This window comes from Chryseobacterium sp. RU37D, assembly GCF_900156075.1.
Taxonomy (GTDB): domain Bacteria; phylum Bacteroidota; class Bacteroidia; order Flavobacteriales; family Weeksellaceae; genus Chryseobacterium.
The window spans coordinates 14,909-39,094 of the sequence record NZ_FTMM01000018.1 but is presented as its reverse complement, the minus strand read 5'-3'; the positions used below and the strand labels follow the sequence as shown (position 1 = coordinate 39,094).

The 24,186-nt window shown below is 35.8% G+C and carries 22 protein-coding genes and 1 pseudogene; 12 read left to right on the top strand and 11 right to left on the bottom strand.

Translation table 11 applies throughout. From position 1 onward, the window contains the following. Positions 1-21: 21 nt before the first annotated feature. Positions 22-1,353 (top strand): annotated as a pseudogene (locus tag BW926_RS14555) (TonB-dependent receptor domain-containing protein); the annotation flags it as partial. Positions 1,354-1,366: 13 nt separating this feature from the next. After that, positions 1,367-3,019, top strand: a complete 1,653-nt coding sequence (locus tag BW926_RS09870) for a RagB/SusD family nutrient uptake outer membrane protein (protein WP_076446682.1) — start codon at positions 1,367-1,369, stop codon at positions 3,017-3,019. An 86-nt stretch (positions 3,020-3,105) separates the two neighbouring features. Here BW926_RS09870 and BW926_RS09865 read toward each other — a convergent pair whose 3' ends face one another. Continuing rightward, positions 3,106-4,509, bottom strand: a complete 1,404-nt coding sequence (locus BW926_RS09865) for an OmpP1/FadL family transporter (RefSeq protein WP_076446680.1) — start codon at positions 4,507-4,509, stop codon at positions 3,106-3,108. Between the two features lie 29 nt (positions 4,510-4,538). Then, the gene (locus tag BW926_RS14400; RefSeq protein ID WP_228403429.1) at positions 4,539-5,561 is read right to left on the bottom strand and encodes a prolyl-tRNA synthetase; all 1,023 of its coding nucleotides are present in this window, start codon (positions 5,559-5,561) and stop codon (positions 4,539-4,541) included. Positions 5,562-5,737: 176 nt separating this feature from the next. On the opposite strand from BW926_RS14400, the gene proS reads away from it, so the two are divergent. The 7 genes from proS to dnaJ all read left to right on the top strand — a co-directional run bounded on the left by proS (position 5,738) and on the right by dnaJ (position 12,700). Further along, on the top strand, positions 5,738-7,213 hold the full coding sequence (gene proS, locus BW926_RS09855; RefSeq protein WP_076446676.1) for a proline--tRNA ligase: 1,476 nt from the start codon (positions 5,738-5,740) through the stop codon (positions 7,211-7,213). A 126-nt stretch (positions 7,214-7,339) separates the two neighbouring features. After that, positions 7,340-8,650: an OmpA family protein gene (locus BW926_RS09850; RefSeq protein ID WP_076446674.1), complete on the top strand. Its 1,311-nt coding sequence runs from the start codon at positions 7,340-7,342 to the stop codon at positions 8,648-8,650. Between the two features lie 111 nt (positions 8,651-8,761). Further along, the gene (locus BW926_RS09845; protein ID WP_076446672.1) at positions 8,762-10,096 is read left to right on the top strand and encodes an Nramp family divalent metal transporter; all 1,335 of its coding nucleotides are present in this window, start codon (positions 8,762-8,764) and stop codon (positions 10,094-10,096) included. Positions 10,097-10,297: 201 nt separating this feature from the next. Then, on the top strand, positions 10,298-10,591 hold the full coding sequence (locus BW926_RS09840; protein ID WP_076446670.1) for a Bor family protein: 294 nt from the start codon (positions 10,298-10,300) through the stop codon (positions 10,589-10,591). A gap of 40 nt (positions 10,592-10,631) precedes the next feature. Next, a complete protein-coding gene (locus BW926_RS14550; RefSeq protein ID WP_076446668.1) occupies positions 10,632-10,832 on the top strand; it encodes a hypothetical protein in 201 nt (66 codons plus the stop codon). 125 nt (positions 10,833-10,957) lie between these two features. Continuing rightward, a complete protein-coding gene (locus BW926_RS09830) occupies positions 10,958-11,494 on the top strand; it encodes a nucleotide exchange factor GrpE (protein WP_076446666.1) in 537 nt (178 codons plus the stop codon). Positions 11,495-11,590: 96 nt separating this feature from the next. After that, positions 11,591-12,700 carry a molecular chaperone DnaJ gene (gene dnaJ / locus BW926_RS09825; RefSeq protein WP_076446664.1) on the top strand — a complete coding sequence of 370 codons (1,110 nt, stop codon included), beginning with the start codon at positions 11,591-11,593 and terminating at the stop codon, positions 12,698-12,700. Between the two features lie 58 nt (positions 12,701-12,758). Here the strand turns inward: dnaJ and BW926_RS09820 are convergent, their stop codons facing one another. Continuing rightward, positions 12,759-13,670, bottom strand: coding sequence for an acyltransferase family protein (locus BW926_RS09820; RefSeq protein ID WP_083672297.1), 912 nt, complete (start codon positions 13,668-13,670; stop codon positions 12,759-12,761). A 117-nt stretch (positions 13,671-13,787) separates the two neighbouring features. After that, positions 13,788-14,687 carry a DUF808 domain-containing protein gene (locus tag BW926_RS09815; protein ID WP_076446660.1) on the bottom strand — a complete coding sequence of 300 codons (900 nt, stop codon included), beginning with the start codon at positions 14,685-14,687 and terminating at the stop codon, positions 13,788-13,790. A 230-nt stretch (positions 14,688-14,917) separates the two neighbouring features. Here BW926_RS09815 and BW926_RS09810 point away from each other — a divergent pair, with 230 nt between their 5' ends. Continuing rightward, positions 14,918-15,787, top strand: a complete 870-nt coding sequence (locus tag BW926_RS09810; protein WP_076446658.1) for an alpha/beta hydrolase — start codon at positions 14,918-14,920, stop codon at positions 15,785-15,787. Between the two features lie 98 nt (positions 15,788-15,885). On the opposite strand, the gene BW926_RS09805 is transcribed toward BW926_RS09810, so the two are convergent. The 4 genes from BW926_RS09805 to BW926_RS09790 form a co-directional block, all read right to left on the bottom strand. Then, positions 15,886-16,590 (bottom strand): DedA family protein, encoded by a 705-nt coding sequence (locus BW926_RS09805; RefSeq protein ID WP_076446656.1) that lies wholly within the window; start codon positions 16,588-16,590, stop codon positions 15,886-15,888. An 84-nt stretch (positions 16,591-16,674) separates the two neighbouring features. Further along, positions 16,675-17,787, bottom strand: a complete 1,113-nt coding sequence (gene prfB, locus BW926_RS09800; RefSeq protein ID WP_076446654.1) for a peptide chain release factor 2 — start codon at positions 17,785-17,787, stop codon at positions 16,675-16,677. 114 nt (positions 17,788-17,901) lie between these two features. Beyond that, complete coding sequence (locus BW926_RS09795) at positions 17,902-18,555, bottom strand: trimeric intracellular cation channel family protein (protein WP_076446652.1); 654 nt, start codon at positions 18,553-18,555, stop codon at positions 17,902-17,904. A gap of 145 nt (positions 18,556-18,700) precedes the next feature. Next, positions 18,701-20,062: an AAA family ATPase gene (locus tag BW926_RS09790; protein WP_076446650.1), complete on the bottom strand. Its 1,362-nt coding sequence runs from the start codon at positions 20,060-20,062 to the stop codon at positions 18,701-18,703. Between the two features lie 117 nt (positions 20,063-20,179). Here BW926_RS09790 and BW926_RS09785 point away from each other — a divergent pair, with 117 nt between their 5' ends. Further along, complete coding sequence (locus tag BW926_RS09785; RefSeq protein WP_076446648.1) at positions 20,180-21,082, top strand: ABC transporter ATP-binding protein; 903 nt, start codon at positions 20,180-20,182, stop codon at positions 21,080-21,082. A gap of 2 nt (positions 21,083-21,084) precedes the next feature. Then, entirely contained in the window at positions 21,085-21,930 is an 846-nt protein-coding gene (locus tag BW926_RS09780; protein ID WP_076446646.1) for an ABC transporter permease, read from the top strand. Positions 21,931-22,254: 324 nt separating this feature from the next. On the opposite strand, the gene msrB is transcribed toward BW926_RS09780, so the two are convergent. The 3 genes from msrB to BW926_RS09765 all read right to left on the bottom strand — a co-directional run bounded on the left by msrB (position 22,255) and on the right by BW926_RS09765 (position 24,179). Beyond that, a complete protein-coding gene (gene msrB, locus BW926_RS09775; protein WP_083672298.1) occupies positions 22,255-23,358 on the bottom strand; it encodes a peptide-methionine (R)-S-oxide reductase MsrB in 1,104 nt (367 codons plus the stop codon). A gap of 20 nt (positions 23,359-23,378) precedes the next feature. Continuing rightward, on the bottom strand, positions 23,379-23,825 hold the full coding sequence (locus BW926_RS09770; RefSeq protein ID WP_076446644.1) for a DUF417 family protein: 447 nt from the start codon (positions 23,823-23,825) through the stop codon (positions 23,379-23,381). Positions 23,826-23,906: 81 nt separating this feature from the next. Continuing rightward, positions 23,907-24,179, bottom strand: a complete 273-nt coding sequence (locus tag BW926_RS09765; RefSeq protein WP_076446642.1) for a hypothetical protein — start codon at positions 24,177-24,179, stop codon at positions 23,907-23,909. Positions 24,180-24,186: the final 7 nt, after the last annotated feature.

The window sequence follows — 24,186 nt, the reverse complement described above, 5'->3', positions numbered from 1 at the left end:
GGGGTAAAACCTTCCGGAACCAAGTATGACAGGGCTTACAATGCATTTTTGTTCAATGCTGAATATGTCTATGATAAAAAATATTTTGTTCAGGGATCTTTAAGAAATGAATCTTCCTCAGCATTCGGGGCAAGCCATAGAAGTGGTTTATTTTACTCTTACAGCCTAGGATGGAATGTTAACCGGGAAAAATTTTTCCAGGTAAAACAAATTAATGAGTGGAAATTAAGGGCCAGCCGAGGACTTGTAGGAAATACCCCGGATCCTAACTACGGATGGCAGGATCTTTATGCTTTAACACAAAGATATGACGGCCAGATCGGAGCAACAGTGTATCAATTAGGAAATCCGGATCTAACCTGGGAATCTATCATCCAAAACAACATTGGAACAGATATCAGGGCATTTAACAATAGGCTGAGCATTAATATTGATTATTTTAACAACAAGACAAAAGACTTATTGCAACTAGTTACACTTTCCCCTCTAACAGGTGCAGATCGGCAATATCTCAATATCGGAGATGTAAAAAATAAAGGCTGGGAATTTAATGCAAGCTATGCTATTATTAAAAATAAAGATATTACCTGGGATTTAGGATTTAATATAAGCACTTATAAAAACGTTGTTACCTCCACGCGAAATAACGGAACTCAGGTTTTAGCAAACAATCATGCTGCAATCCCGGGGTTTGATGTAAACTCATTCTATATGAGAAAATGGCTGGGAGTAAATCAGGATAATGGAATGGGAATGTGGGAAGTTGTAAATGCAGACGGAACCACAAGCGCTACCACCAATTACAACCAGGCTACAAGACAAATTGTAGGTACCGCCACACCAGATTATTACGGCTCCGTCTTTACCAATCTTACCATAAAAAATTTCTATCTGAACGCTAATGTTTATTTTTCTCAAGGCGGCCAGATTTATAATTACTACAGAGAATTTTTCGATTCTGACGGTACTTATCCTTATTATAATCAAATGGTTTTCCAGGACGGATGGAAAAGATGGGAAAAACCTGGCGATATTGCCACACACCCTATCGCTTTATTTGATAATAATAACTTAACAAATAATACCTCATCACGTTATTTGGAAGATGCAAGCTATGTAAAATTAAGATCTGTAAGAATGGGATATAATCTTCCCTCATCTTTAATAGAGAAACTAGGGATTAAGTCCGCAAGCATTTATATTATGGGAGAAAATCTCCTTACCATCACCAAATTCTCAGGTGTAGATCCTGAAATTGGTCCTGCAGACGGACAAACAACTTATTCAGGAGGTGCAGGAGCTATCTATCCAATTCCTAGAAGATATTCTTTAGGATTAAACTTTTCTTTTTAAAATTTAAATAATTATGAAAAAAATATTTATTTCATTAGTAATGGTGTCATTAGTTTCATGCAATATCGACCGCTCACCTTATGACTCAAAAGAATCTGATGTTATTTTGAACGACCCAACAGGGCTGCAGACCATCACCCTTGGAAATTATGCCTTGCTGAAAGGTGACGGAGGCTCCGGAGGCTTCTACAATAATTTATACAGATACAACGAATATAGTGGAGATAATATCGACATTAGCGGAACTACTTCCGATAACTTCTTCTACTACTACAATTACAAAAATATTAAAAATAATTACCGCACCAATATAACCTGGAATACCGGCTACAAAGCTATTATAGGTTGCAACAAGATCATCACCAGATTTGCCCAGGGTAAAGATGCAGACACAGATCAGCTAATTGGTGAAAACTATTTTCTGAGAGCATATGTATACTTTTCCTTAGTTAATATGTTTGGAAGGCCTTATAATCAAGGTCCTGCAAATTTAGGTGTCCCGTTAAAAACGTCTGATGATGTAAATGATCTTCCTCCAAGAGCTACCGTGGGTGCTGTATATGATCAAGTGATAAGCGATCTTAAAAAAGCCGAACAGCTGATGACTATAAATAAACCCAACATTTACGCTACCAAAGAAGCTGCACAGGCTTTGCTGTCCAGGGTTTATTTATACATGGAAAATAATGATCAGGCTATAGAATATGCAAACAAAGTAATCAATTCAGGAAAATTTTCTCTTTTATCCAAGACAGAATTACCTTTATATTCAACAAAAACTCCTGAAATTAATGCAGAAACTATTTTTGCTTTTAAATTTAATAAAGATGGTGATTATACGGATGGCTGGGAAAGTATAGGATCGATGTATTCTACTATTCAGAATGTGGGTTGGGGTGAAATGTACCCTTCTTCCTCTTATTTAGATCTTATCAATCAGCATCCTGAAGATGCCAGATTAAAGTTCATTTCACCTAAATATGCTTCACCGCAGGTTCCGGTGGCATATTGGGTTCAGAAAGGTACCAATGCTTCCGGTGGCATCAATTACAATTACATTTTCCAAAAGACTTTCCAGCAAAATGGGAATACCTATTTCACGATGGATAATGTGAATTATCAGGTTTACACAGAAGTCACGCCTGATAAAACCAACTATTATTTTATCAATTCTTCAGGAGCTAAAGTGTATATTTATCTAGATTATGATATAGAAAAAAGAAATGGCTATCCTAAATTTTTTGTTTTAAAATGTTCTTTACAGGAAGGAGTTCCTCAATTGTGGTCACCTCTTGTTGTAAGATTAGCCGAAATGTATCTGAATAGAGCTGAAGCTTATGCTAAAAAGGGAAATACCACTTCTGCATTAGCTGATGTAAATGTAATACGAACAAGAGCAGGAATCCCGACATACACTTCCGTTCCGGCAGGACAAACCCTTTTAAATGTTGTTCTTGATGAAAGACGACTGGAATTAGCTTTCGAAGGACACCGAAGAAACGATGTCTACAGAAATAAATTAGACATGAACAGACAATACCCTGGCTCACATCTTAACGGGACCAACCCTTTCTACACAATACCTTATACTCACAATAGAGTTGTGGAATATATCCCGGAACAGCAAATACAGATTCAGCCTAATTTAATTCAGAACCCCGATTAATATATTCATATTATAGTATTTTAAAAGGCTCCGGATCTTTGATCCGGAGCCTCAATTTAATCACTCATTACATCATGCTCTGGAAATTAGAATTTCCATCCAAATGTAAGAAAGAAGTTATTTTTGACATTTTTCACATCTGATACTACATAAGCATTGCTTGAGATCAGCCTGTTTGGTGAATAATATCCAGCTTCATAATTATTATCAACTACACCATATAATAATGGGTTATTGTATTTTGAAGTTATATTTTGATAAGAAGCATCAATATAGAAAGATCTGAAATCATACCCGATACCGAAAGACAAAGCATTCCTGTCACTCAGGATCATATTATTATATGACTGATCCACCTTATTATCACCACTATCAGTATATCTGCTTACCGTCAATGCATCAAACGGACTAGAGGTATAAGCGTACCCTCCTCTCAATCTGAATTGCTTAATTCTATATTCTGCACCTATTTTTAATTCTGATAAGTTTTTATAATTATCATTAAAGAAATTGTTCAATTCTGTTTCAGCAGGACCATACACTTTGTATTTAGGCTTTGTTAATCCTAGTGTATAATCAACATTTAAAGCAAAACTTTTACTCGCAATGAAAGCCGCACTTACGGTTGCCTTAAACGGAGAAGTTAATTTCCTGCTTTCTGAAGCATAATCATCACCGTAGATAGCATCATTGTAGAAGTTGTAGCTTCTGTCAATATTCCAAAATGTTGGTGTTTCCAATGCTGCCCCTATTCTGAAGTTCGGGCTTAATTTTCCGATCACCCCTAAAGAGGCAGAAAATCCATTTCCTCTTTCCGAATATGGTGTATTTTGCTTGCTGAAATATTCCGATCCTCCATTACTCAGGGAATTAAATATTGCAGTATCAGACTGGTCAACTGATGCATTTAAAAAATTCAATCCCGCTCCTAAATAAAGGTTGTTGTTATAATTAGCACCTACACCAAAGCTGGTTTTGGAAACATATCCATATCTGTCATAGGCATGTCTTCCGAACGAAGAACTTCCACCATTAGGGAAATCATAAATCCAATTACTGTTCCCCGGAGTTTCAACATAATCTTCAATAGACTGATTAGAATAATTTATTCCGATATTGATAAACTTCCAGGCACTTTCAGACATTAGCTGAAATGTCATTACTGCACCAACATTTCCAAGATCTCCTTTATTAATTTTATATCCGTAAGATGATCCAAGATAAGAGGAAGTATTCTTGTTATTTGTTATAGAAAGCGTTCCCGAAATCTCTCCTGAAATAGCCACCCCCAGACCTGCCGGGTTTGTAAGTAAAGAATTAGCATCTCCCCCTAAAGCCCCGTTGGAACCCGCCATTGCATTAAATTTAGCAGAACCAACATTTACAGAACCTGAGTAAACATCTACTGTATTCCTTATCACGGAAACATCTTGAGCCTGCGCAAAAAAAGCCGCAGAAATGCTCATTATCGCTAAAGATTTTTTCAACATTATTTTTTTAATAGTTATTAATTTTAAGATTATCTACCGCCTCTGAAGCCGCCGCCTCCGCCGCCGGATCTAAAACCGCCGCCGCCGCCGAAGCCGCCGCCGCCTGATCTGAAGCCTCCACCACTATTAGAGCTGTTAAAGCCTCCATTATTTCTGAAGCCACCGTCATTTCTAAAACCTCCGTCATTACTTCTAGGAGGAGGAGATTGTTGGTTATAGACAGATCTTGGGTTACGGAATCCACCTTGCTGGCTTCTTACACCGCTTTGATCTCTGAATCCGCCATTTGTTCCGTTACCTCGGAAACCGTCATTCGTATTAGATCCTCTGAATCCTCCTGTAGCAGTGTTTCCGTTTCTGAAACCTCCGGTATTGGTATCGCTTCTTCTGAAACCACCTGAATTTAAACCATATTTATTGGAAAAGCTTCCGTTGTAGGTATTAAATCCTCTTCCGTTGGCTCCGCTTCTTCTGTAGTTAGGGTAATAATAATTTCCCCAGTATCCGCCATATCCCCAGTAAGGATATCCGTAATATCCGCCGTAGTAACCACCCCAGCCCCAAGGATTGTACCCCCAGTATGGTGAATACCCCCAGCCCATATTCCAGCCCCAACCCCACGAGCTTCCCCAGCCCCAGGAAATACCAAGACCCCAGCCGCCGTAGCCCCAGTAAGGGCTATATCCACCATACCAACCCCAAGGAGATCCCCAGCCCCAGGAATTATTATAGTAATTGGTTTGACTCCCTGCATAGCTTCCCCAGTCAGAATCATTTGTAGTGGTATTCCAATTATAATTATTCCAGTCCTGGTATCTTCCTTCTTTTGAATTGGCTTCTGCGTTTTGGATAACATTAGAATCATCCTGGTAATAATTATAGTCTTCTCCTACTCTGTTTCCTCTGTCATTAATAATTACACCCTCAGGAAGTGTATCTTTATTCGGGTCGTAATAAACTCCGTCTGTCTCGCTATAGCCACCCATCTGAGTACCGCAGGATACAAGTAATAATCCGCCTGATATTGCTAGAATCCCTTTAGATTTTAACATACCAAACAAATTTTTATGTATATTTTTTTTCATGATAACGTAAAGATTTTTAATTTAAATTATATTTGCAATCTGTACCAAAAATGTACCAAACATGTGGTAAAAAATCTATCAAAAATAGATTTTTATTTTTAGATAACAATAATAGTAAAAAGTTAAAAAAATTTTAAAAAATAATGGCAAAATTAACCTCAAGAAGCGAAGACTACAGCAAATGGTATAATGAGTTGGTTGTTAAAGCCGACCTGGCTGAAAACTCAGGAGTAAGAGGTTGCATGGTAATAAAACCATATGGGTATGCAATCTGGGAGAAAATGCGTGATGAGATGGACAAAAAATTTAAAGAAACAGGTCACGTAAATGCTTATTTCCCGCTTTTTGTACCCAAAAGCTTGTTTGAGGCTGAAGAAAAAAATGCAGAAGGTTTTGCTAAAGAATGTGCCGTAGTTACTCACTACAGACTTAAAACCGATCCTGACAATCCCTCAAAACTGATTGTAGATCCGGATGCCAAACTTGAAGAAGAGCTGATCGTTCGCCCTACTTCAGAAGCAATTATCTGGAACACTTATAAAAACTGGATTCAGTCTTACAGAGATTTACCAATATTAATTAACCAATGGGCAAACGTTGTTCGTTGGGAAATGAGAACCCGTTTATTCTTAAGAACTGCAGAATTTTTATGGCAGGAAGGTCACACTGCTCACGCTACAAAGGAAGAAGCAATTGAAGAAGCAGAAAAAATGAATAAGGTATATGCAGATTTTGCAGAAAACTTTATGGCCATTCCTGTAATCCAGGGGTTGAAAACTCCTTCTGAGAGATTCGCGGGTGCTGATGAAACATATTGTATCGAAGCATTAATGCAGGATGGGAAAGCTCTTCAGGCGGGAACTTCACACTTTTTAGGACAAAATTTCGCAAAAGCATTTGACGTAAAATTCACCAATAAAGAAGGTAAGATAGAGCATGCATGGGCAACATCATGGGGAACTTCTACCCGTCTGATGGGAGCTTTGATTATGACACACTCCGATGATTTCGGTTTGGTATTACCTCCGACTTTAGCACCGATTCAGGTGGTGATTGTTCCTATATTTAAAGGTGAAGAGCAACTGGAGCAGATCAGTGAAGTAGCATTGGATATTCAAACTAAATTGAGAGCAAAAGGAATTTCAGTAAAATTCGACGATGATACCCAAAACAAACCAGGCTGGAAATTTGCAGAATACGAACTGAAAGGTGTTCCTGTAAGAATCGCTATGGGACCAAGAGATATTGAAAACAGATCCGTGGAAATCGCCAGAAGAGATAATTTAACGAAAGAAGTTCGCTCTATCGAAGGATTGGATTCTTACATCGAAGAATTATTGGAAACTATTCAACAGGATATTTACAATAAAGCTTTTGAGTTCAGAAAAAATAATATCACGAAAGTTGATACTTATGAAGAGTTTAAAAAAGTTTTAGAAGAAAAAGGAGGATTCATCTATGCACACTGGGACGGAACAGCTGAAGAGGAAGAGCAAATTAAGGAAGAAACAAAAGCAACCATTAGATGTATCCCATTGGATGATGATATTGAAGAAGGGATTTCTCTTATCTCTGGAAAGCCTTCTAAAAGAAGAGTTTTATTCGCAAAGGCATATTAAAATTTAACATAATAATTGATAATTTTTTTAAAAAATTTATGTTTTTTAAAGATTTTTTATTTAAATATACTATTTAGACGATTTTTTATTTAAATTTATAGAACATTAATTTCAAAATAAATTATTATGTCTTTAAATGTTATTGATTTAATTAAAGGTCAATTGGGACCTGCATTAGTATCTCAGGCTGCATCGCAGTATGGAGAAAGTGAATCGGCAATTTCAAAAGCAATTGGCGGGTTATTACCTGCAGTTCTGGGAGGATTGGCCAACAATTCGGGTAATCCCGGAGTTTTGGATGCTATTACAAATGCCTCATCCAGTGGAATTTTAGGAAATTTAATGGGAGGTTCTTCCAACAATTCATGGATTCCAGGTCTATTGTCTTCTATCTTCGGTGACAAAATCAGTGGAGTTGTGAATGCAATTGCTACTTACGCAGGAATCAGCAACAATTCTTCAAGCTCTTTATTAAATCTAGTAACTGGAGCTATAGTAGGATCTATTGGGAAATATGCTGCTGATAATAATTTGGACAAATCCGGAATATCAAGCCTTCTGAGCGAACATAAAGGGATTCTTTCTTCACTATTGCCTGCAGGACTTTCTTTAGCATCTCTAAACATTGGTGATTGGGCTAAAGGATATAAGTTTGATAATGATAATGATACCATAAAATCTGCTAGTCTGGAAGAACCGAAAATAGAAGTAACAAGAAGTACCACTCCTACCGGAACATTCCCTGACAGAAATAATAATGACGGAGGAGGCTCGATCTGGAAATGGCTGTTGCCACTTTTACTTTTAATTGCCGCGGCATATTTCCTATGGAAACAATGTGAGAAAAATAAAACAACAACAGTATCATCAACTGCTAATTCTACAGCTGTAATTCAAGACACGGCAACAGCGGTAGCTCATTCTGATACTACCGCCTCAATGTCAACCCCAACCAATGCAAGAGTTGATGAAAATATTAGCTTAAATGGTACAAACCTGAAGGGTTACAAAGGGGGAATGGAAGACCAAATGATCAACTTCATGAAATCCGGAGCATATACAAATGCAGCCAATGATGATGCTTTAAAAAACCAATGGTTTGATTTTGATCATGTCAACTTCAAATCAGGAAGCGGAAATCAGCTGGAAGCCGGATCAGAAGGCCAGCTACAAAATTTAGTAGCTATTTTGAAAGCTTATCCTGATGCAAAAATCAAAATCGGAGGATACACCGATAAAACAGGCAATGAAGCTACCAACCTGAAAATCTCCGCAGAAAGAGCTAACTTTATTAAAAGCTCGCTTGAAAAACAAGGAGTTGGAAATCAGGTGCTGGGTGCAGAAGGATATGGAAGCCAGTTTGCAAAAGTGGATGCCTCTGCTTCTGACGCAGAAAGAGCTACAGATAGAAAAATGTCTGTAAGATTTACAAAATAAATCTTAAAGTTATAAAAACAAGTCCCGGAATTAATTTTCCGGGATTTTTTTGTGACTTGATTTTTCTATTTATTTTAATTTAATTAAATTTGTTAGTCATTTCTAACATTTATGAATTTGAACTTAAAAAACGCCTGGCGACAAGATAAAACATCCAACTCCTTATCAGAAGTTTATTCTTCGATAAAAATTCCTAAGAATGCTAGTTTTTGGAGAAAATATTTAGCATTTGCAGGCCCTGGATTGATGGTGGCCGTAGGATATATGGACCCCGGAAACTGGGCCACAGATATTGCGGGAGGAGCACAGTTTGGGTATACCCTGCTTTCAGTAATCTTAATTTCGAATGTTTTTGCCATCGTTTTACAGCATTTATCCGTAAAGCTGGGCGTTGTTGCAGAAAGGGATCTTGCCCAAGCCTGTAGAGATCATTTCAACCCTACGACCAATTTTTTTCTTTGGATATTCTGCGAAATTGCCATTGCAGCTTGTGATCTTGCCGAGGTTATTGGTTCTGCTATTGCTTTAAATCTATTGTTTCAAATACCTTTAACCTGGGGAATTGTTATAACAACTTTAGATGTATTAGTTATACTTTTGCTACAGTCAAGAGGTTTTCGCTGGATTGAAAGTATTGTGGGCGGACTTATTTTTATTATCCTCGCCTGTTTCATTTACGAAATTATAATTTCCCAGCCGGCTTTTACTGAAGTCCTGGGAGGTTTGGTTCCTAAAAAAGAGATTGTTCAAAATCCTGCCATGCTTTATATAGCTATCGGGATTTTGGGAGCAACGGTGATGCCCCACAACCTATACCTTCACAGCAGCATCGTCCAGACAAGGGATTATGAGCGTACTAAAGAAGGAAAGAAAGAAGCGATAAAGTTTGCAACTTTAGACAGTACTTTTTCTTTGATGCTGGCGTTTTTCATCAATGCTGCCATCTTAATTTTAGCTGCCGCCACCTTTCATATTACCGGAAATAAGCATATTGCAGATATTCATGATGCATATAAAATGTTGACTCCTATTTTAGGTGCTTCTATGGCAAGTATTGCTTTTGCCATAGCGTTATTGGCTTCCGGGCAAAACTCTACATTGACGGGAACTCTTGCCGGCCAGATTGTAATGGAAGGTTTTCTGAATATCAGATTAAAGCCTTGGTTAAGACGTCTCATCACAAGATTAATTGCAGTAATCCCAGCTTTGATTGTTGCCCTTCTTTACGGTGAAGAAGGTACAACGGAATTATTGGTTCTAAGCCAGGTCATCTTATCCATGCAGTTGAGCTTTGCTGTCGTTCCTCTGGTAATGTTTACGAGTGATAAAGCCAAAATGGGTGAATTTGTAAATAAGCCGGTTTTAAAAATCAGCGTCTGGATTATTTCTTTCATTATTATTGTATTAAATCTTTACCTTTTATTTCAAACATTTTTTGGCGAATAAATCATTTATTAAGATCAAAAATCTTACGTTCAATTATTATTTAAAAATTAAATCCAAAAAAAAACATAAACACAAATATTATTTACTTATTAAACAAACCCACAGATTACTGTTAATATTAAAACGATAAAAAAACGATGGCACGTAAATTGATAATATAAAACCACTTTTAATTAATTATAAATAATTTAATTTAAACAAATGAAAAACACACTTAAAACGATGACAATTGCAATTGTAGCTTCAGTTACTTTAACTTCATGCTATTCTTACACAAGTGCTGTAGGTAAAGGCGCTCAAGGTACAGCTAAAGTTTCTAAATGGAATCATTATATTCTCGAAGGATTAGTACCGGTTTCTGTATCAGATTCTAAAAAAATGGCTGATGGTGCTGAAAATTACACAATTAACACAAAGCAGACCTTTTTAAACGGACTGATCTCAGCAGTTACTTTTGGAATTTATACTCCTACAACTACAACTATTACAAAATAATCAACTGGCGGTGAATGTTCTTCACCGCCAATTTTTTATTATGAAAAAATTAATTTTCTTTTCTGCAATGAGTATTGCAGTATACAACATTTATATTATTGCAGATCTACTTATCTTCCAATTTACCTCCTTAAATGATTACGGAAACGGATTTTTGTTTGGAAAAGCATTATTGATTCTGGTACTCCTTTGGGTTATCATAAAATCTAATCCATACAAAAAGCAAAAACTTATATCTTAAAAAATACGTTTTTATTCTTAAAAATTACTATATATAAAATTCTCAATACTCATTTCCTGACTAATTGTCATGGTTTTCCCTTTGGCAGAATCTTTGTCAATAATAAGGAAAATAAATATTGAATTATGGAAAATCAGGATATCAACGAAGAAAGCATCAATAATCAGGAAAATACGAACATTAATAATGAAGCAGCATCTGAGGACAATGTGACAGCAAAACCTAGTGCAGAAGAACTTTTGGCAGAAGAAAAAGACCGTTACATCAGATTGTATGCAGAATTCGAAAACTATAAAAAAAGAACTTCTAAAGAAAAAATGGAGTTTTTCCAGTATGCTAACCAAGATATGATGATTTCTATGCTTGGAGTATTGGATGATTTTGAAAGAGCAATCAAAGAAATCGCTAAAAATGGAAATCCTGCTGATCTACAAGGAGTTGAATTAATTTATAACAAATTCAAAAATAAATTGGTAGAAAAAGGCCTGAAAACAATGGAAGTGAAGGCCGGAGACTCTTTCAACGTAGATTTCCATGAGGCTATCACCCAAATTCCGACTCCATCGGAAGATTTGAAAGGAAAAATCGTAGATGTAATCGAAACAGGATACACCCTGAATGATAAGGTGATTCGTTTTGCAAAAGTAGTAACAGGAAACTAAATTCATAAATGGTAAGTGATGAGTGATAATTGATGTATATTTCAATTTTTCAACTTAATATCTTTTATCATTTATCAATAATCAATTATTAAAAAGATGTCAAAAAGAGATTATTACGAGGTTCTTGAGATCAGCAAATCTGCATCAGCCGACGAAATAAAGAAAGCATACCGTAAAATGGCTATTAAATATCACCCGGACAAAAATCCAGGCGATAAGGAGGCTGAGGATAAATTCAAAGAAGCTGCAGAAGCTTATGAAGTTTTGAGTGACGAACAGAAACGTGCAAGATACGACCAGTTCGGCCACGCAGGAGTTGGCGGAAATGGCGGGTTCGGCGGCGGAGGTTTCGGTGGCGGTATGAATATGGAAGATATTTTCAGTCAGTTTGGAGATATTTTCGGAGGTAGTTTCGGAGGATTTGGCGGCGGCCGTCAGCAGGTGAAAGGTTCTAATTTAAGAATCAGAATCAAGCTGAATCTTGAAGAAATGGTGAACGGAACCCAAAAAACCATCAAAGTAAAAAAAATGAAGATGGCTGAAGGTGCTACTTCAAAAACCTGCCCTACCTGTGGTGGTTCCGGAGTTCAGCTAAAGGTAATGAACACCATGTTCGGTCAGATGCAAACTCAGACTACTTGTGGAACCTGCCAGGGAATTGGTAAAGTGGCAGATAAAATTCCGGCCGGAGCTAATGCTCAGGGATTGGTAAAAGATGAGGAAGAAATTTCTATCAATATTCCTGCAGGGGCAAGAGACGGAATCCAATTAAATGTAAGAGGAAAAGGTAATGATGCTCCTTTTGGCGGTATTCCGGGAGATTTATTGGTAATCATCGAGGAAGAAGTTGACAAAGTCATCAAAAGAGAAGGCGATAATCTTCATCAGGAATTGTATGTTTCTTTTGCGGAAGCCGCTTTGGGCACGAAAAAAGAGATTCCTACCGTGGGCGGAAAAGTGAAAATTACCGTAGATGCAGGAACCCAATCCGGAAAAATCCTGAGATTAGCAGGAAAAGGCCTTCCAAGCATTGACAGCTATGGAAAAGGCGACATGTTCATTCACATCAATGTGTGGACACCACAAAATCTTAACAAAGAACAGAAAGATTTCTTTGAAAAGCAAATGGACAGCGGAGAAATGATTGCAGAGCCTTCCGGAAAAGAAAAAACTTTCTTTGATAAGGTGAAAGATTTATTTAATTAAAATATTTAAAGAGGCTTAAAATTATTAAGTCTCTTTTTATTTAATTAAAGCTAATTGATCAAAGTAAATACTTCACTTTTTTATTAACAAAAACTAAAGCCAAACTTACACCAATTAAAATAGCAATAAATATTATTGTTTTAAAAGAAGGGATATTTAACCTGAGTATATATCCCATCAATAAAGGATGCACCAGATAAATAGCTGTTGATAAGCTCGCTAAAATCTTAGAATCTGTTTTAATTGTGATATTTTTACAAAACAAAAACAATATCGGACAGGCTATTAATAAAGAAAATAGGAGATCTATATCTGCTTCAGCGCTAATAAATTTATAATTAAAATATGCCTCCAGAATTACTAAAAGTGTAGAACTCATTACGAGCAGATAGGAATTCTTTTTCATGATCCGGATGTTTAGTTTTTGAATTAGGAATCCGATCGTAAGGAACGGAAAGCAGGCGAATAAAAAATTTCTGTAATAAGGGAAAGAATTAAGCGTAAGATCCAACTTTCCTTTGAAATAATGCAAACATCCTAAAAGCTGGATCATATACCCTAAACTAAAGAAAATAACACTCAGCAATATCAATGTTTTCGCAGACTTTTTTCTTAAAAAATATAAAACAAGACCCGATAAGAAGGTCCCGATCAAATACCAAAGATGATAATATCCAAATACCAAATAAGGGAAAACCTTATTATCCCTCCAAAAAGGTATGTAAATTATTGTCCAGATAGTATAAAGCAGAAATGTTCTGATTGCCCATTTCTTCAATTTTATCGAGTTATCTATATAATAAAAATAATATCCTGTTATAATAAGAAAAACGGGTACCGCAATTCTGAAAAGTCCATTAACCGTTAGATAGCATAGGGTGGGATAAGAATATTTCAGAAGATGCATATGTAAAAAAACCACAAAAAAAGCAAGTACAATCTTGAGTATATCAATTGATAAATTTCTCATGATCAGAAAGTTTTACCGGGTATTATTTTCAGTGCATTATTTTTCATCACAATAATTTTAAAATATTAATTACAATAATATTGATTTAACGAATATAGATAATATTATAAAACAATATTATTTTTTTTTCACCAAAGTAACAACCCCTTTTCCTATGGTAAAAAATAAAACAGTCCCTAGTCCTCCCACAAGTCCAAGAATGATCTCTTTCAAAATAGTCAGGAACTCATTGGAAGACCAGGAAGGTAAAATATGATGAAGGAATTCTACTCTGTGTGCAAAAATACCTCCTGCTACCATAATCAGAGCAATTGTTCCGATAATCCCCAAAGCTTTTATAACAATGGGCAATGCTTTTACCAATATATTCCCCAACTTTCCAAAAAATCCTTTATTATTACTCTTTTTAATTAATTTAAATCCTGCATCATCCATTCTTACAATCAGGGCAACAATTCCATAAACTCCTACCGTGGCAATAAAGGCAACCAAACTTGTCACTAAGATCTGTGTAATGAAAGGATGGTTTTCTTCCAAAACCGTTCCTAAAGCAATAATCACAATCTCAATGGATAAAATAAAATCTGTTGTAATTGCCGATTTTACCTTTGCCTTTTCTATTTCTTCATCGCTTTTTTCGTCTTCCACTATTTCTTCTACCACCTCATGACCTTCCTTATCGCGGTGAAAAAGAAATTCTATAATCTTTTCGACTCCTTCAAAAGCAAGGTATAAGCCTCCAAGAATCAAGATATAATTAATGGCAGGAGCATACAGCCAGTTGAGTAAAAATACAACAGGCAGAATGATCAGTTTATTGATAAAAGAACCTTTTGTGATAGCCCATAAAACCGGAAGTTCCCGGGAAGAAAGGAAGCCGGTAGCCTTTTCAGCATTTACAGCCAGATCGTCGCCCAGAATACCTGCCGTTTTCTGGGTGGCTATTTTACTTGTAACGGCAACGTCATCCATTAAAGCTGCGATATCATCCAAAATTGCAAAAAAACCGGACGCCATAGATCTAATATTTTTTTAATAATAGTTAAAGAGCAAAAATAATTATTTAATTCGATTATTAATATGACTGAACTGGCTTTATTTAAATTAATTCAACAAAATTCGGGAATTATATTTTAAAATAAATACATATCCATCCACTGCGAAGGTTGACGGACAGATTTAAAATAACTGTACAAAATCATCTTAAAACTTAAATATTAAATTTAAAATTTCTGTATTTTTATTCCATGAAAAAGCTGATTCTTAAATACCATTTATTTGTTTTAGGGATCATTGGCTTTGTTTTAAATTCCTGCAATTTAAAATTCCGGGTTTGGGTGGGAACTCATAATGATCAGAAAATTTACAATCTGAAATACGGTGAACACAAGCGACAGAAAATGGATGTTTTCCTGCCTTCCAGCTACCCTGAAAATTCTCCGGTTGTGTTGATTGTTCACGGCGGCGCCTGGAAATACGGCCGGAAAGAACACATGATCCAGATTCAGAAAATGCTTTTTAAGAATAATATTCCGAGTATTAATATGAATTACAGGCTGGTTTCAAAATCAAAAAAAATCACTTACAGGGAACAGCTGGAAGACATCAGATCAGCCATTATAAAATTTAATTCTTTGGCTGAGAAGGCTGAACTCCTGCCGGATAATTATATCCTGCTGGGAGAAAGTGCAGGAGGTCATCTGGCATTGCTGTATGGCTATCAAAACCCGGACCAGGTTAAAAAAATTATATCACTTAGCGCTCCGACAGACTTTTATTCACCAGAATATCTGCGTTCTTTTTATTCAAAATACTCATCGCCAACGATTCAGAAAGTGGTAGGAGAGAAATTTCAACGTAAAAATTTATCTAAAGAGTTTATAAAAGCAAGCCCAATCGCCAATATTTCTAATATTCCCACCCTTATCTTTCAGGGAGATCAGGATATTTTGGTCAGCCAACGTCAGGGTTTGGCTCTGGATTCGGCTTTAAAATCGAAAAATATTGCGCATAAATTGGTTTTTATGAAAAATACAGGCCATGCACCCAGATTTTTCAGCAAAAGAAAAAGGGATAGCATTATTTATCCCAATATCCTGGAATGGATTCAAGATTAGGTATCAGTAATTGTAATAACTAAGCCGGAATGATTTCTAAAAAAATAACCCACTCTACAGAGCAGGCTATTTTATATAGTTCATTTAATTAATTCTAATTATTCTTCGTCGTCAAAATTATGATTTTCATATTTTGAGAAGTCTTGTTTTTTTCCAAACAAAAATTTAATGATCACAGGCAAAGTTGTTACTAAAACAATAACAATAATGATTAATTCAAGTTTTTTCTTTAGATCGATCCCGAATTGTTCGATAAATAGCTTATCTAAATAATGCCCCGCAAAGATTAATAAGAATGACCATAAAACGGCTCCAATGATGTTATCCCTGAGAAAATCTTTTTTATCCATCTTTACAATACCGGCAACAATAGGTGTAAAAGTTCTCACCACCGGTAAAAATCTTGCCATAATAATCGCCAAAGCTCCATTTTTCTCAAAAAAATCATGTGCCTGGTAAAGGTATTTCTTCTTAAAAAGAACCGTATCCTGTTTTTTATATAAAGCAGAACCCGTTTTTCTTCCGAAATAATATCCTACTTCATTACCGATAATTGCAGCAAGGGCAACAGCCGATGCCAGAATAAACGTATCGAGAAAGTCGCTTCCGGTGGAGCCAAAAGTCTCTTTGATGATATCAACAGCATAAATTCCCGAAACAAAAAGCAGCGAGTCTCCTGGTAAAAAAAAACCTACAAAAAGCCCGGTTTCAGCAAAAATGATAAATAAAATAAGCCAAAATCCTCCAAGTTTTATATAAAACTCCGGATTTAATAAATCTTTCCAACTATTGAAATCTTCCATACGTTTTGATAAGTAACAAAAATAGTACTAATAAACGTCAAACGGAAATATATTATAAGATTTTAACTAAATTTAAAAGATGATTTATAAGTCTAAATCGGCATCTGAAGCCGCCGTCCCATCCGCCATCAGAAACGCTTTCAGAAATGGTGTGATATTTCCGTTCATTACAGAATCCACATCGGAAGTTTCATAACCTGAACGTACATCTTTTACCAGTTTGTAAGGATGCATCACGTAATTTCTGATCTGGCTTCCCCACTCTATTTTCATTTTATTGGCTTCGATCTCGTTTCGGGCTTTCATCCGTTCTTCCAATTCCATTTCATAAAGCCGTGAACGAAGGAGCTGCATCGCTTTTTCCTTATTCTGAAGCTGTGAACGTGATTCTGAATTTTCAATAATAATGCCTGTAGGAGCATGGCGAAGACGAACCGCCGTCTCAACTTTGTTTACATTCTGGCCTCCCGCTCCGGAAGCTCTCATTGTTTCAAAGCTAATATCCGCAGGGTTAATATTAATTTCAATTGTATCATCTACCAAAGGATAAACATATACGGAAACAAAGCTTGTATGGCGTTTGGCATTGGAATCGAAAGGCGAAATCCTTACCAGTCTGTGCACCCCGTTTTCCCCTCTCAGATACCCGAAGGCAAATTCGCCTTCAATTTCCAACGTCACGGTTTTTACTCCTGTAACATCACCAGCCTGAAAATTCAGCTCACGGATTTTATACCCCTGCTTTTCTGCCCACATGGTATACATTCTCATCAGCATGGAAGCCCAGTCGCAGCTTTCCGTACCTCCTGCCCCGGCTGTAATCTGTAGAACCGCAGAAAGCTCATCGCCTTCATTGGAAAGCATATTTTTAAATTCAAGATCTTCAATTTTTTCGACTAATTGAGGAAAGGTTTCATCTAGCTCTTTCTCAGAATCAGGATCTTCTCTTGCAAATTCTGTCAAGACCTGAAGATCTTCAAACTGAGTGCTGATCTCATCATAAGCCTCCACCCATTTTTTCTTGGAACGAAGCTGTTTCAGAAACACCTCCGCCTCTTTCGGGTTATCCCAAAATTCCGGAGCCGCAGTTTTTTCATCATCATTGGCAATTTCTACCTTTTTTTTGTCGATTTGAAGATATTTATGAAGGTCTTCAATTCTTGATTGAATTTCTTTTATCTGGTCGTTGTTAATCACGAATGTTTATTTTTTGCAAAAATACGATATTTGTTGATAACCATAGACTGTATGGCTTTGAAGAAGCTTTTTATTTATGTATTAGAAAAAAGCAATTGCTTATATCTCCATGTATTATCTATTTAACTTCCAGTTTTTAACAGCTTTTGTCTGCAGATTATACCTTACGGCAAAATATCGAAGAAGCGTTGAAAAAATAATAGAAATAATAGCAGCTACTTCTGCATGAAGACCAACCCAGACTCCTAAAAGCAGGAAAACTGTAATGGCTGCAATAGAATTTACTGCATAGTATTGTCCAGGCTTGAAAAAATGAGACTCTTCTTTCATTAAAATATCTCTGAGTAAACCTCCGCCAACAGCATTAATAAACCCAAGGATAAACGCTGAAAATATACTTAAACCCAAGGAAATAGCTTTCTGAGTTCCAAAAACAGCATACATACCTAAAGAAACAGCATCAATAATATTAATTAAAATCGTAAGATGCCGGCTCTGCCTGTACAAAACCATAGCAAAGCTTCCTGCTAAAAAAATACATAAAAGATATTTATAATCGAGCAAAGGAGCTGGAACCCCACTCTGAAGAAGGGTATCCCTTATGAGGCTGCCTCCCGTGCTTGTAACCATCGCTACAATATAAACCCCTACAAAATCATATCCTCTGTCAATGGCCTTTATCGATCCGGAAAATGCAAAAAGAAAAACAGCAAAAAGATCGAAAAAAGCAGGAAGCATATAGCTTCCGTTTAAGCTTGCCTGAAACATACGTCCGTATTTTAAAGCTCAAATGTGTACTTTTTTACATTCTTTCCATAACAATGAATGGATTATTTTTCAAAGCTATTATTATTACTTATTTAAGCTAAAAAACAAAGAATATAATTCTGTATTTTTTAATATAAAATTTAAATTATCCTATAGAATCATCTTCACCCTCACCATTGTGATGAAAACCAATAGCCCTTCTTGGTTCTTCCACTACCTTATAAGCATCGAGTTCTGCCTTGAGGCTCTGAACCCTGTATTGAAACTGGTCAAAATTATTGATAATGACATCTCGCAGGAAATTGGCATTCTGATCCAGGTATTCTTCGGTAAGTTTTCCGGCAGCGTCCCTTAGCGCACGGTTCAAAAGGTTTTGATCAATGCTAAGTTTTTCATTTTTTGTTCTTTGATACTGATTTTTAATCCTCTTCTTTAAGCTTTGGGTAAAATCAATCAGCATGGTATTGCTGAAAGCCTTCATCTGAGAAGAAACCTCGTGCCAGAAAGGAACTTTATCTGCTTTATTGTTTCTTAAAATTTTAAATAAAAAGGAGTCTTTTTCAAGGTTTTTGGTCATTGCATACAGGATAATCTCTGATCTTTCCTCGTGGTTGGGTGGGAAAACAGGGATCATCACATCAAATCTTCCCGGAGCCAGGATTTCTTCATCAATTTCTGCTACAGATTTTGCAGAACCGATCATCAGAAGGTCTTCCTGCTCGAATTTCCCGATGTAATGAAGAATTAATTCCTGGGTTTCAAGGTTACACGAAGCGACGTTGGTTTCAGCTTTTCTTGCCATCATGATCTCATCAAAATCATCAAGGAACATCAGCACCTTATCCTCTTTCATTATGGTTAACAGAAAATCATTAAAATTGGTCTCATTTCCATCCACAAATGAAGTCCCCATATAATATTTTTTAACTTCTTTAAACTGATAACCAATAATTTCTGCAATTTTATTGGCCCAGAAAATTTTTCCACTTCCGGGAGGTCCGTACAAAATAATTCCTGCCGGCTTATTGATCCCCCAGTCTTTAATCTGCTGAGGATTTAAAAACGGCTCCAAAACACTTGAAATATAGAAAAACAAATCTCTGTACCCTATGAAATCCCTTTTTTGAAGGCTTGTTTTATGTCCGAAATAATCATAGACAAACTGGTAGTTCCCGCCTAACTTATTATCAATCCCGTAGCTTGAGATAGATGATTTGAAAAATCCGTTATCAAAAATATTAGGATCTGATTCTTTAATAGCTTCAACTACTTTTTCTTTGGGCTGATTGATGGTTTCTGCGATCTGTTCTACCGTTTTGGTTTTGTCAAGATCTTTTTCGTAAAGCCTTAAAAAATCGATATTTTCGCGGGCAAATTTTTCAAAATCTTTTTTTACTTCAAAATTTGTACTGATGCATTCTACCAATTCCAGCTCAAAATCCTGGATAAACTGTTTTATGGCTTCGGCGGAAACATTGAGTTCTTTCGCCAATTCGATTAGCTTCATAATTATCGATTAATTCTACCAAATTTAGCATTTTTAAATCTTAAACTTTATTGATGTAGGATATAATTTGTAACAATATATCGTTTATATAGACTACTACTATGTAAAACAATTTACATGGAAAAAATTTTGTCAGTAAAGAATTTGACTAAAAAATTTAAGAGAATCGTTGTAAACAACATTTCTTTTGATGTAGAAAAAGGTAATGTTTATGGGCTTTTAGGACCAAACGGAAGCGGGAAATCCACAACCTTTGGGATGCTTCTTTCAACCATTAATCCTACACAGGGAGAATGGTCCTGGTTTGGGAAAGAAGGTACCGATTCTGAAACACTGAAAAAAATCGGGGCAATTATCGAACAGCCAAATTTTTATCCTTATCTGAGTGCAGAAACCAACCTGAAAATTGTTGCGGAAATTAAGGGAGCACCATCATCCAGAATTGACGAAGTTTTAAAAACAGTCGGCCTTCTGGAAAGGAAAAAAGATACCTTTAAAACCTATTCACTTGGGATGAAACAGCGTCTTGCTATTGCTTCTGCCATGCTGAACAACCCTGAAGTTTTAATTCTTGATGAACCTACCAACGGGCTTGATCCTGAGGGAATTATCCAGATCAGGGAGATCATCAGCAATATTGCAAAACAGGGCATTACCATCATTATTGCAAGTCATCTTTTAGATGAAATAGAAAAAATATGCAGCCATGTAATTGTTTTAAAAGAAGGAAACTCCATTTATTGTGGAAGGGTGGATGAAATGACAGCCAATAACGGTTATTTTGAATTGAAAGCCGACAACAATACCTTGCTCTTGAATACTTTGAATGAATTGCAATGGTTTTCAGCGGTGAATCAGGATGGTGACCTCCTGAAAGCCCAGATAAAGGATGATACATCCATCTCGGCATCAACTTTAAATCAGAAGCTTACTGAAAAAGGTATTTTTTTATCACATCTGGTAAGAAAAAAACTGTCTCTTGAATCTCAATTCCTTGAACTTGTAAAAAATACAAAGTAACTATGATAAAATTATTAAAACTAGAATATTATAAAAATCTGAATTATAGACCATTCAAGATTTTTACCGCTCTTTATTTTGCGATCCTTATTGCTTTTCTTTGCATCGGGTTGTTTGATATGAACCTTTTTGGAAGTCCGATCAACCTGAAAGAACAGGGAATGTATAATTTCCCTGAAATATGGAATTTTACGACATGGATAGTTGCTTTATTGAAAATATTCTTAGGATTAATCATTGTTTTTTCCATTTCGCAGGAATTCAGCAACAGAATGTTTAAGCAAAACATTATTGACGGATTGAGCAGAAAAGAATTTATTCTTTGTAAGCTATGGACCATTACGGTTTTCACTGTTATTTCCACCATTATTGTTTTTGCAATTACGATGTTTCTAGGCTATACCTATTCTGCCACAACGAACTCTGAAAAAGTGTTTGAGGAGATTTTCTTTATCGGAAATTATTTTGTGAAATTATTTACTTTCTTCTGTTTTCTCTTATTTCTTTCTGTTGTATTGAGAAAATCCATGTTTGTTTTCCTTGCCTTTTTTGTGTATTGGATCGCTGAAAATATTGTAAATAAGATTGAAATGTACCAGAAAATAGGCGGCTTGAAAGGGGCACAGCAAATGGAAGCTATTAAAAACAGTATTTTCTATACGGATTATTTACCCTTGGAAAGTATGTCAAGACTAATTCCCAATCCAATGATAAGGCTGAATATGGCCAAAATGATGGGTTTAAAATACGAATTCCATTATCCTACAGAAAATCTGATTGCGTGTTTGGTATGGTGCGGGATTTTTATTTTAGGATCTTATTGGGTTTTGAGAAAAAGAGATTGGTAATCTCTTGATTGAAAGATTAAATTTGTCCGAACTTAAATTAAGATATTTTTAACATTAAGAATTTAAGAGACGAATAGCTTTTTTTATGAATTAAGAAATCAATTCATTGATTTTACATAAGATTTATTAGGGATAAAACTAATCTTAATTTCTTATCTATATTTTCCAAAGCAATTAATCTTAATTTCTTAATGCTTAAATAAAGTCTGTCATATTCATTTAAAAATAAGGTAGTCTGGTTTTGGATCACTTTTTTCATGTATACAGTTACAAAAAAAGACTGCCTTTCGACAGTCGTTCAATCACTTACACTTTTTATTACACTTATTTTTTATCAAGAAGAGAAATATATTCTCCATAGCCTTTCTCTTTCATTTCCGCTTTTGGGATAAACTTCAGGGAAGCAGAATTGATACAGTAGCGAAGTCCGCCTTTATCGGCTGGTCCGTCATTGAAAACGTGTCCCAAATGCGCATCTCCGGTTTTACTTCTTACTTCTACCCTTGTCATTCCGTGGGTACGGTCTAATTTTTCATCAATTAATTGTTTCGTAATTGGCTTTGAAAAACTTGGCCATCCACAGCCGGATTCAAACTTATCGGTTGAAATAAATAATGGTTCTCCTGTTGTAATATCTACATAAATTCCTTCACGTGTTTCGTCCCAATATTCGTTCTGGAAAGGTCTTTCCGTACCGTTTTCCTGAGTTACGTTGTATTGTTCTGCAGTCAGTTTTTCTTTTAAAACTTTTTTATCCTGCTTTTGGTATTTTGTTTCTTGGGTTTGTTTTTTAGGAGGGTTTGCATTTCTTGCCATTTCAAAAAGCCCCGGCTCGATGTGGCAGTAGCCTCCTGGATTTTTATCCAGATAATCCTGATGATAATCTTCCGCTCTGTAGAAATTTTTCAACGGAATTGTTTCTACCAGTACAGGTTTTGTATAATTTTTAGCTAATTTCTGAACTTCTTCTTTTACAATAGCTTCCGCTTCCTTATCTGTAGAGTAAATTCCTGTTCTGTACTGATCTCCGCGGTCGTTGCCCTGCTTATTCAAGCTTGTTGGGTCAATTGTTTTAAAATATAAATCAATTAAAAGCCTAAGATCCACCTGCTCAGGATCATATTTCACTTTTACGGTTTCCGCAAAGCCTGTCGTATGGCTGATCACTTCTTCATAAGTAGGATTTTCCTTGTTTCCGTTGGCATAGCCAACTTCAGTTCCTACCACCCCTCTGATCTGTTGAAAAAAGTGCTCCGTACCCCAAAAACATCCCCCTGCAAAATAGATTTCTTTTACATTTTTAGTATCCATATTGGTCTCATTTTCTTTTTTAATTTCTGAAGATTTCAATTTCTTTGAATCTCCGCAGCTGGCTGCAAATACTGCTATTCCCAGAAACATTCCGAGTAATATTAATATATTTTTCATTTTTATCTTGTTATTTGTATTCATTTTCTTTCATTTAATATCATTAAACCAAAACCTAAAAGCATCAGATCTTTCAAGATGAAAAAATCTGTCACGGGAACTCCGTCTACTATTTTCCAGACGCCCGGAGTGGTAAATAAATAACTTAACGTAATCAAAAAGGTAATCACCATACCTATTCCCGCGAACCTTTTCAATGATGCAAATTTCACACTAAATACCAGCAGTAAGGCAATGATAATTTCTATCGCTCCGATAGCATTTGACACAGTCTGAACACTTGCAAAATCATATACAAAGCATGTGAGAAAATGGTTTTCTACTAAAGGTTTTATAGCCTGAGCTTCTGTGGGAGTGAATTTAAAAATCCCAATCCACAAGAGAATAAGTGCCGCTCCGAATAGAGAAATATAATATCCCAGTTTATAAGTCGGGCTTTTTTGGTTGAATTTTATAGTTCCGTTCATATCTTTACGATTTTAAATTAATACTTTATTTATTTTCAAAAGTATAGTCGGAACCATTTTAAAATCCTGACAGAATTATTCTCAAATATTTAATTTTTTTAGCACTTCATCTTTAAAACCTTGAATTTCAGAATCTTTAATTTTCACATCTTCTTCTTTTGAAAACTTTCTTTTAAGAATCGTATCTAAGATTTCCAGTTTTTCTTTATAAGCCCTGCACCATTTGCATATCTTCAGGTGTACAGAAAGTTTCCAATTCTCTTTCGGAGAAATGTTTTCCGCATTTCGCTTTTCCATGAGTAAAGTTGCTTCACTGCATGGTAAAAAAATGATATGAATGAATTTTTGTAACATTTTTAAT

Excerpts from the sequence above, each read along its gene's own strand:
- BW926_RS09810 (WP_076446658.1), top strand. The coding sequence starts at position 14,918 with ATGAAAAAGCTGATTCTTAAATACCATTTATTTGTTTTAGGGATCATT.
- BW926_RS09790 (WP_076446650.1), bottom strand. The coding sequence starts at position 20,062 with ATGAAGCTAATCGAATTGGCGAAAGAACTCAATGTTTCCGCCGAAGCC.
- dnaJ (WP_076446664.1), top strand. The coding sequence starts at position 11,591 with ATGTCAAAAAGAGATTATTACGAGGTTCTTGAGATCAGCAAATCTGCA.
- BW926_RS09850 (WP_076446674.1), top strand. The coding sequence starts at position 7,340 with ATGTCTTTAAATGTTATTGATTTAATTAAAGGTCAATTGGGACCTGCA.
- BW926_RS09820 (WP_083672297.1), bottom strand. The coding sequence starts at position 13,670 with ATGAGAAATTTATCAATTGATATACTCAAGATTGTACTTGCTTTTTTT.
- BW926_RS09780 (WP_076446646.1), top strand. The coding sequence starts at position 21,085 with ATGATAAAATTATTAAAACTAGAATATTATAAAAATCTGAATTATAGA.
- msrB (WP_083672298.1), bottom strand. The coding sequence starts at position 23,358 with ATGAAAAATATATTAATATTACTCGGAATGTTTCTGGGAATAGCAGTA.
- BW926_RS09770 (WP_076446644.1), bottom strand. The coding sequence starts at position 23,825 with ATGAACGGAACTATAAAATTCAACCAAAAAAGCCCGACTTATAAACTG.
- BW926_RS09830 (WP_076446666.1), top strand. The coding sequence starts at position 10,958 with ATGGAAAATCAGGATATCAACGAAGAAAGCATCAATAATCAGGAAAAT.
- BW926_RS09785 (WP_076446648.1), top strand. The coding sequence starts at position 20,180 with ATGGAAAAAATTTTGTCAGTAAAGAATTTGACTAAAAAATTTAAGAGA.
- BW926_RS09795 (WP_076446652.1), bottom strand. The coding sequence starts at position 18,555 with ATGTTTCAGGCAAGCTTAAACGGAAGCTATATGCTTCCTGCTTTTTTC.
- BW926_RS14400 (WP_228403429.1), bottom strand. The coding sequence starts at position 5,561 with ATGTTAAAATCTAAAGGGATTCTAGCAATATCAGGCGGATTATTACTT.
- BW926_RS09805 (WP_076446656.1), bottom strand. The coding sequence starts at position 16,590 with ATGGAAGATTTCAATAGTTGGAAAGATTTATTAAATCCGGAGTTTTAT.
- BW926_RS09840 (WP_076446670.1), top strand. The coding sequence starts at position 10,298 with ATGAAAAACACACTTAAAACGATGACAATTGCAATTGTAGCTTCAGTT.
- proS (WP_076446676.1), top strand. The coding sequence starts at position 5,738 with ATGGCAAAATTAACCTCAAGAAGCGAAGACTACAGCAAATGGTATAAT.
- BW926_RS09865 (WP_076446680.1), bottom strand. The coding sequence starts at position 4,509 with ATGTTGAAAAAATCTTTAGCGATAATGAGCATTTCTGCGGCTTTTTTT.
- BW926_RS09815 (WP_076446660.1), bottom strand. The coding sequence starts at position 14,687 with ATGGCGTCCGGTTTTTTTGCAATTTTGGATGATATCGCAGCTTTAATG.
- BW926_RS09845 (WP_076446672.1), top strand. The coding sequence starts at position 8,762 with ATGAATTTGAACTTAAAAAACGCCTGGCGACAAGATAAAACATCCAAC.
- BW926_RS09870 (WP_076446682.1), top strand. The coding sequence starts at position 1,367 with ATGAAAAAAATATTTATTTCATTAGTAATGGTGTCATTAGTTTCATGC.
- BW926_RS14550 (WP_076446668.1), top strand. The coding sequence starts at position 10,632 with ATGAAAAAATTAATTTTCTTTTCTGCAATGAGTATTGCAGTATACAAC.
- BW926_RS09765 (WP_076446642.1), bottom strand. The coding sequence starts at position 24,179 with ATGTTACAAAAATTCATTCATATCATTTTTTTACCATGCAGTGAAGCA.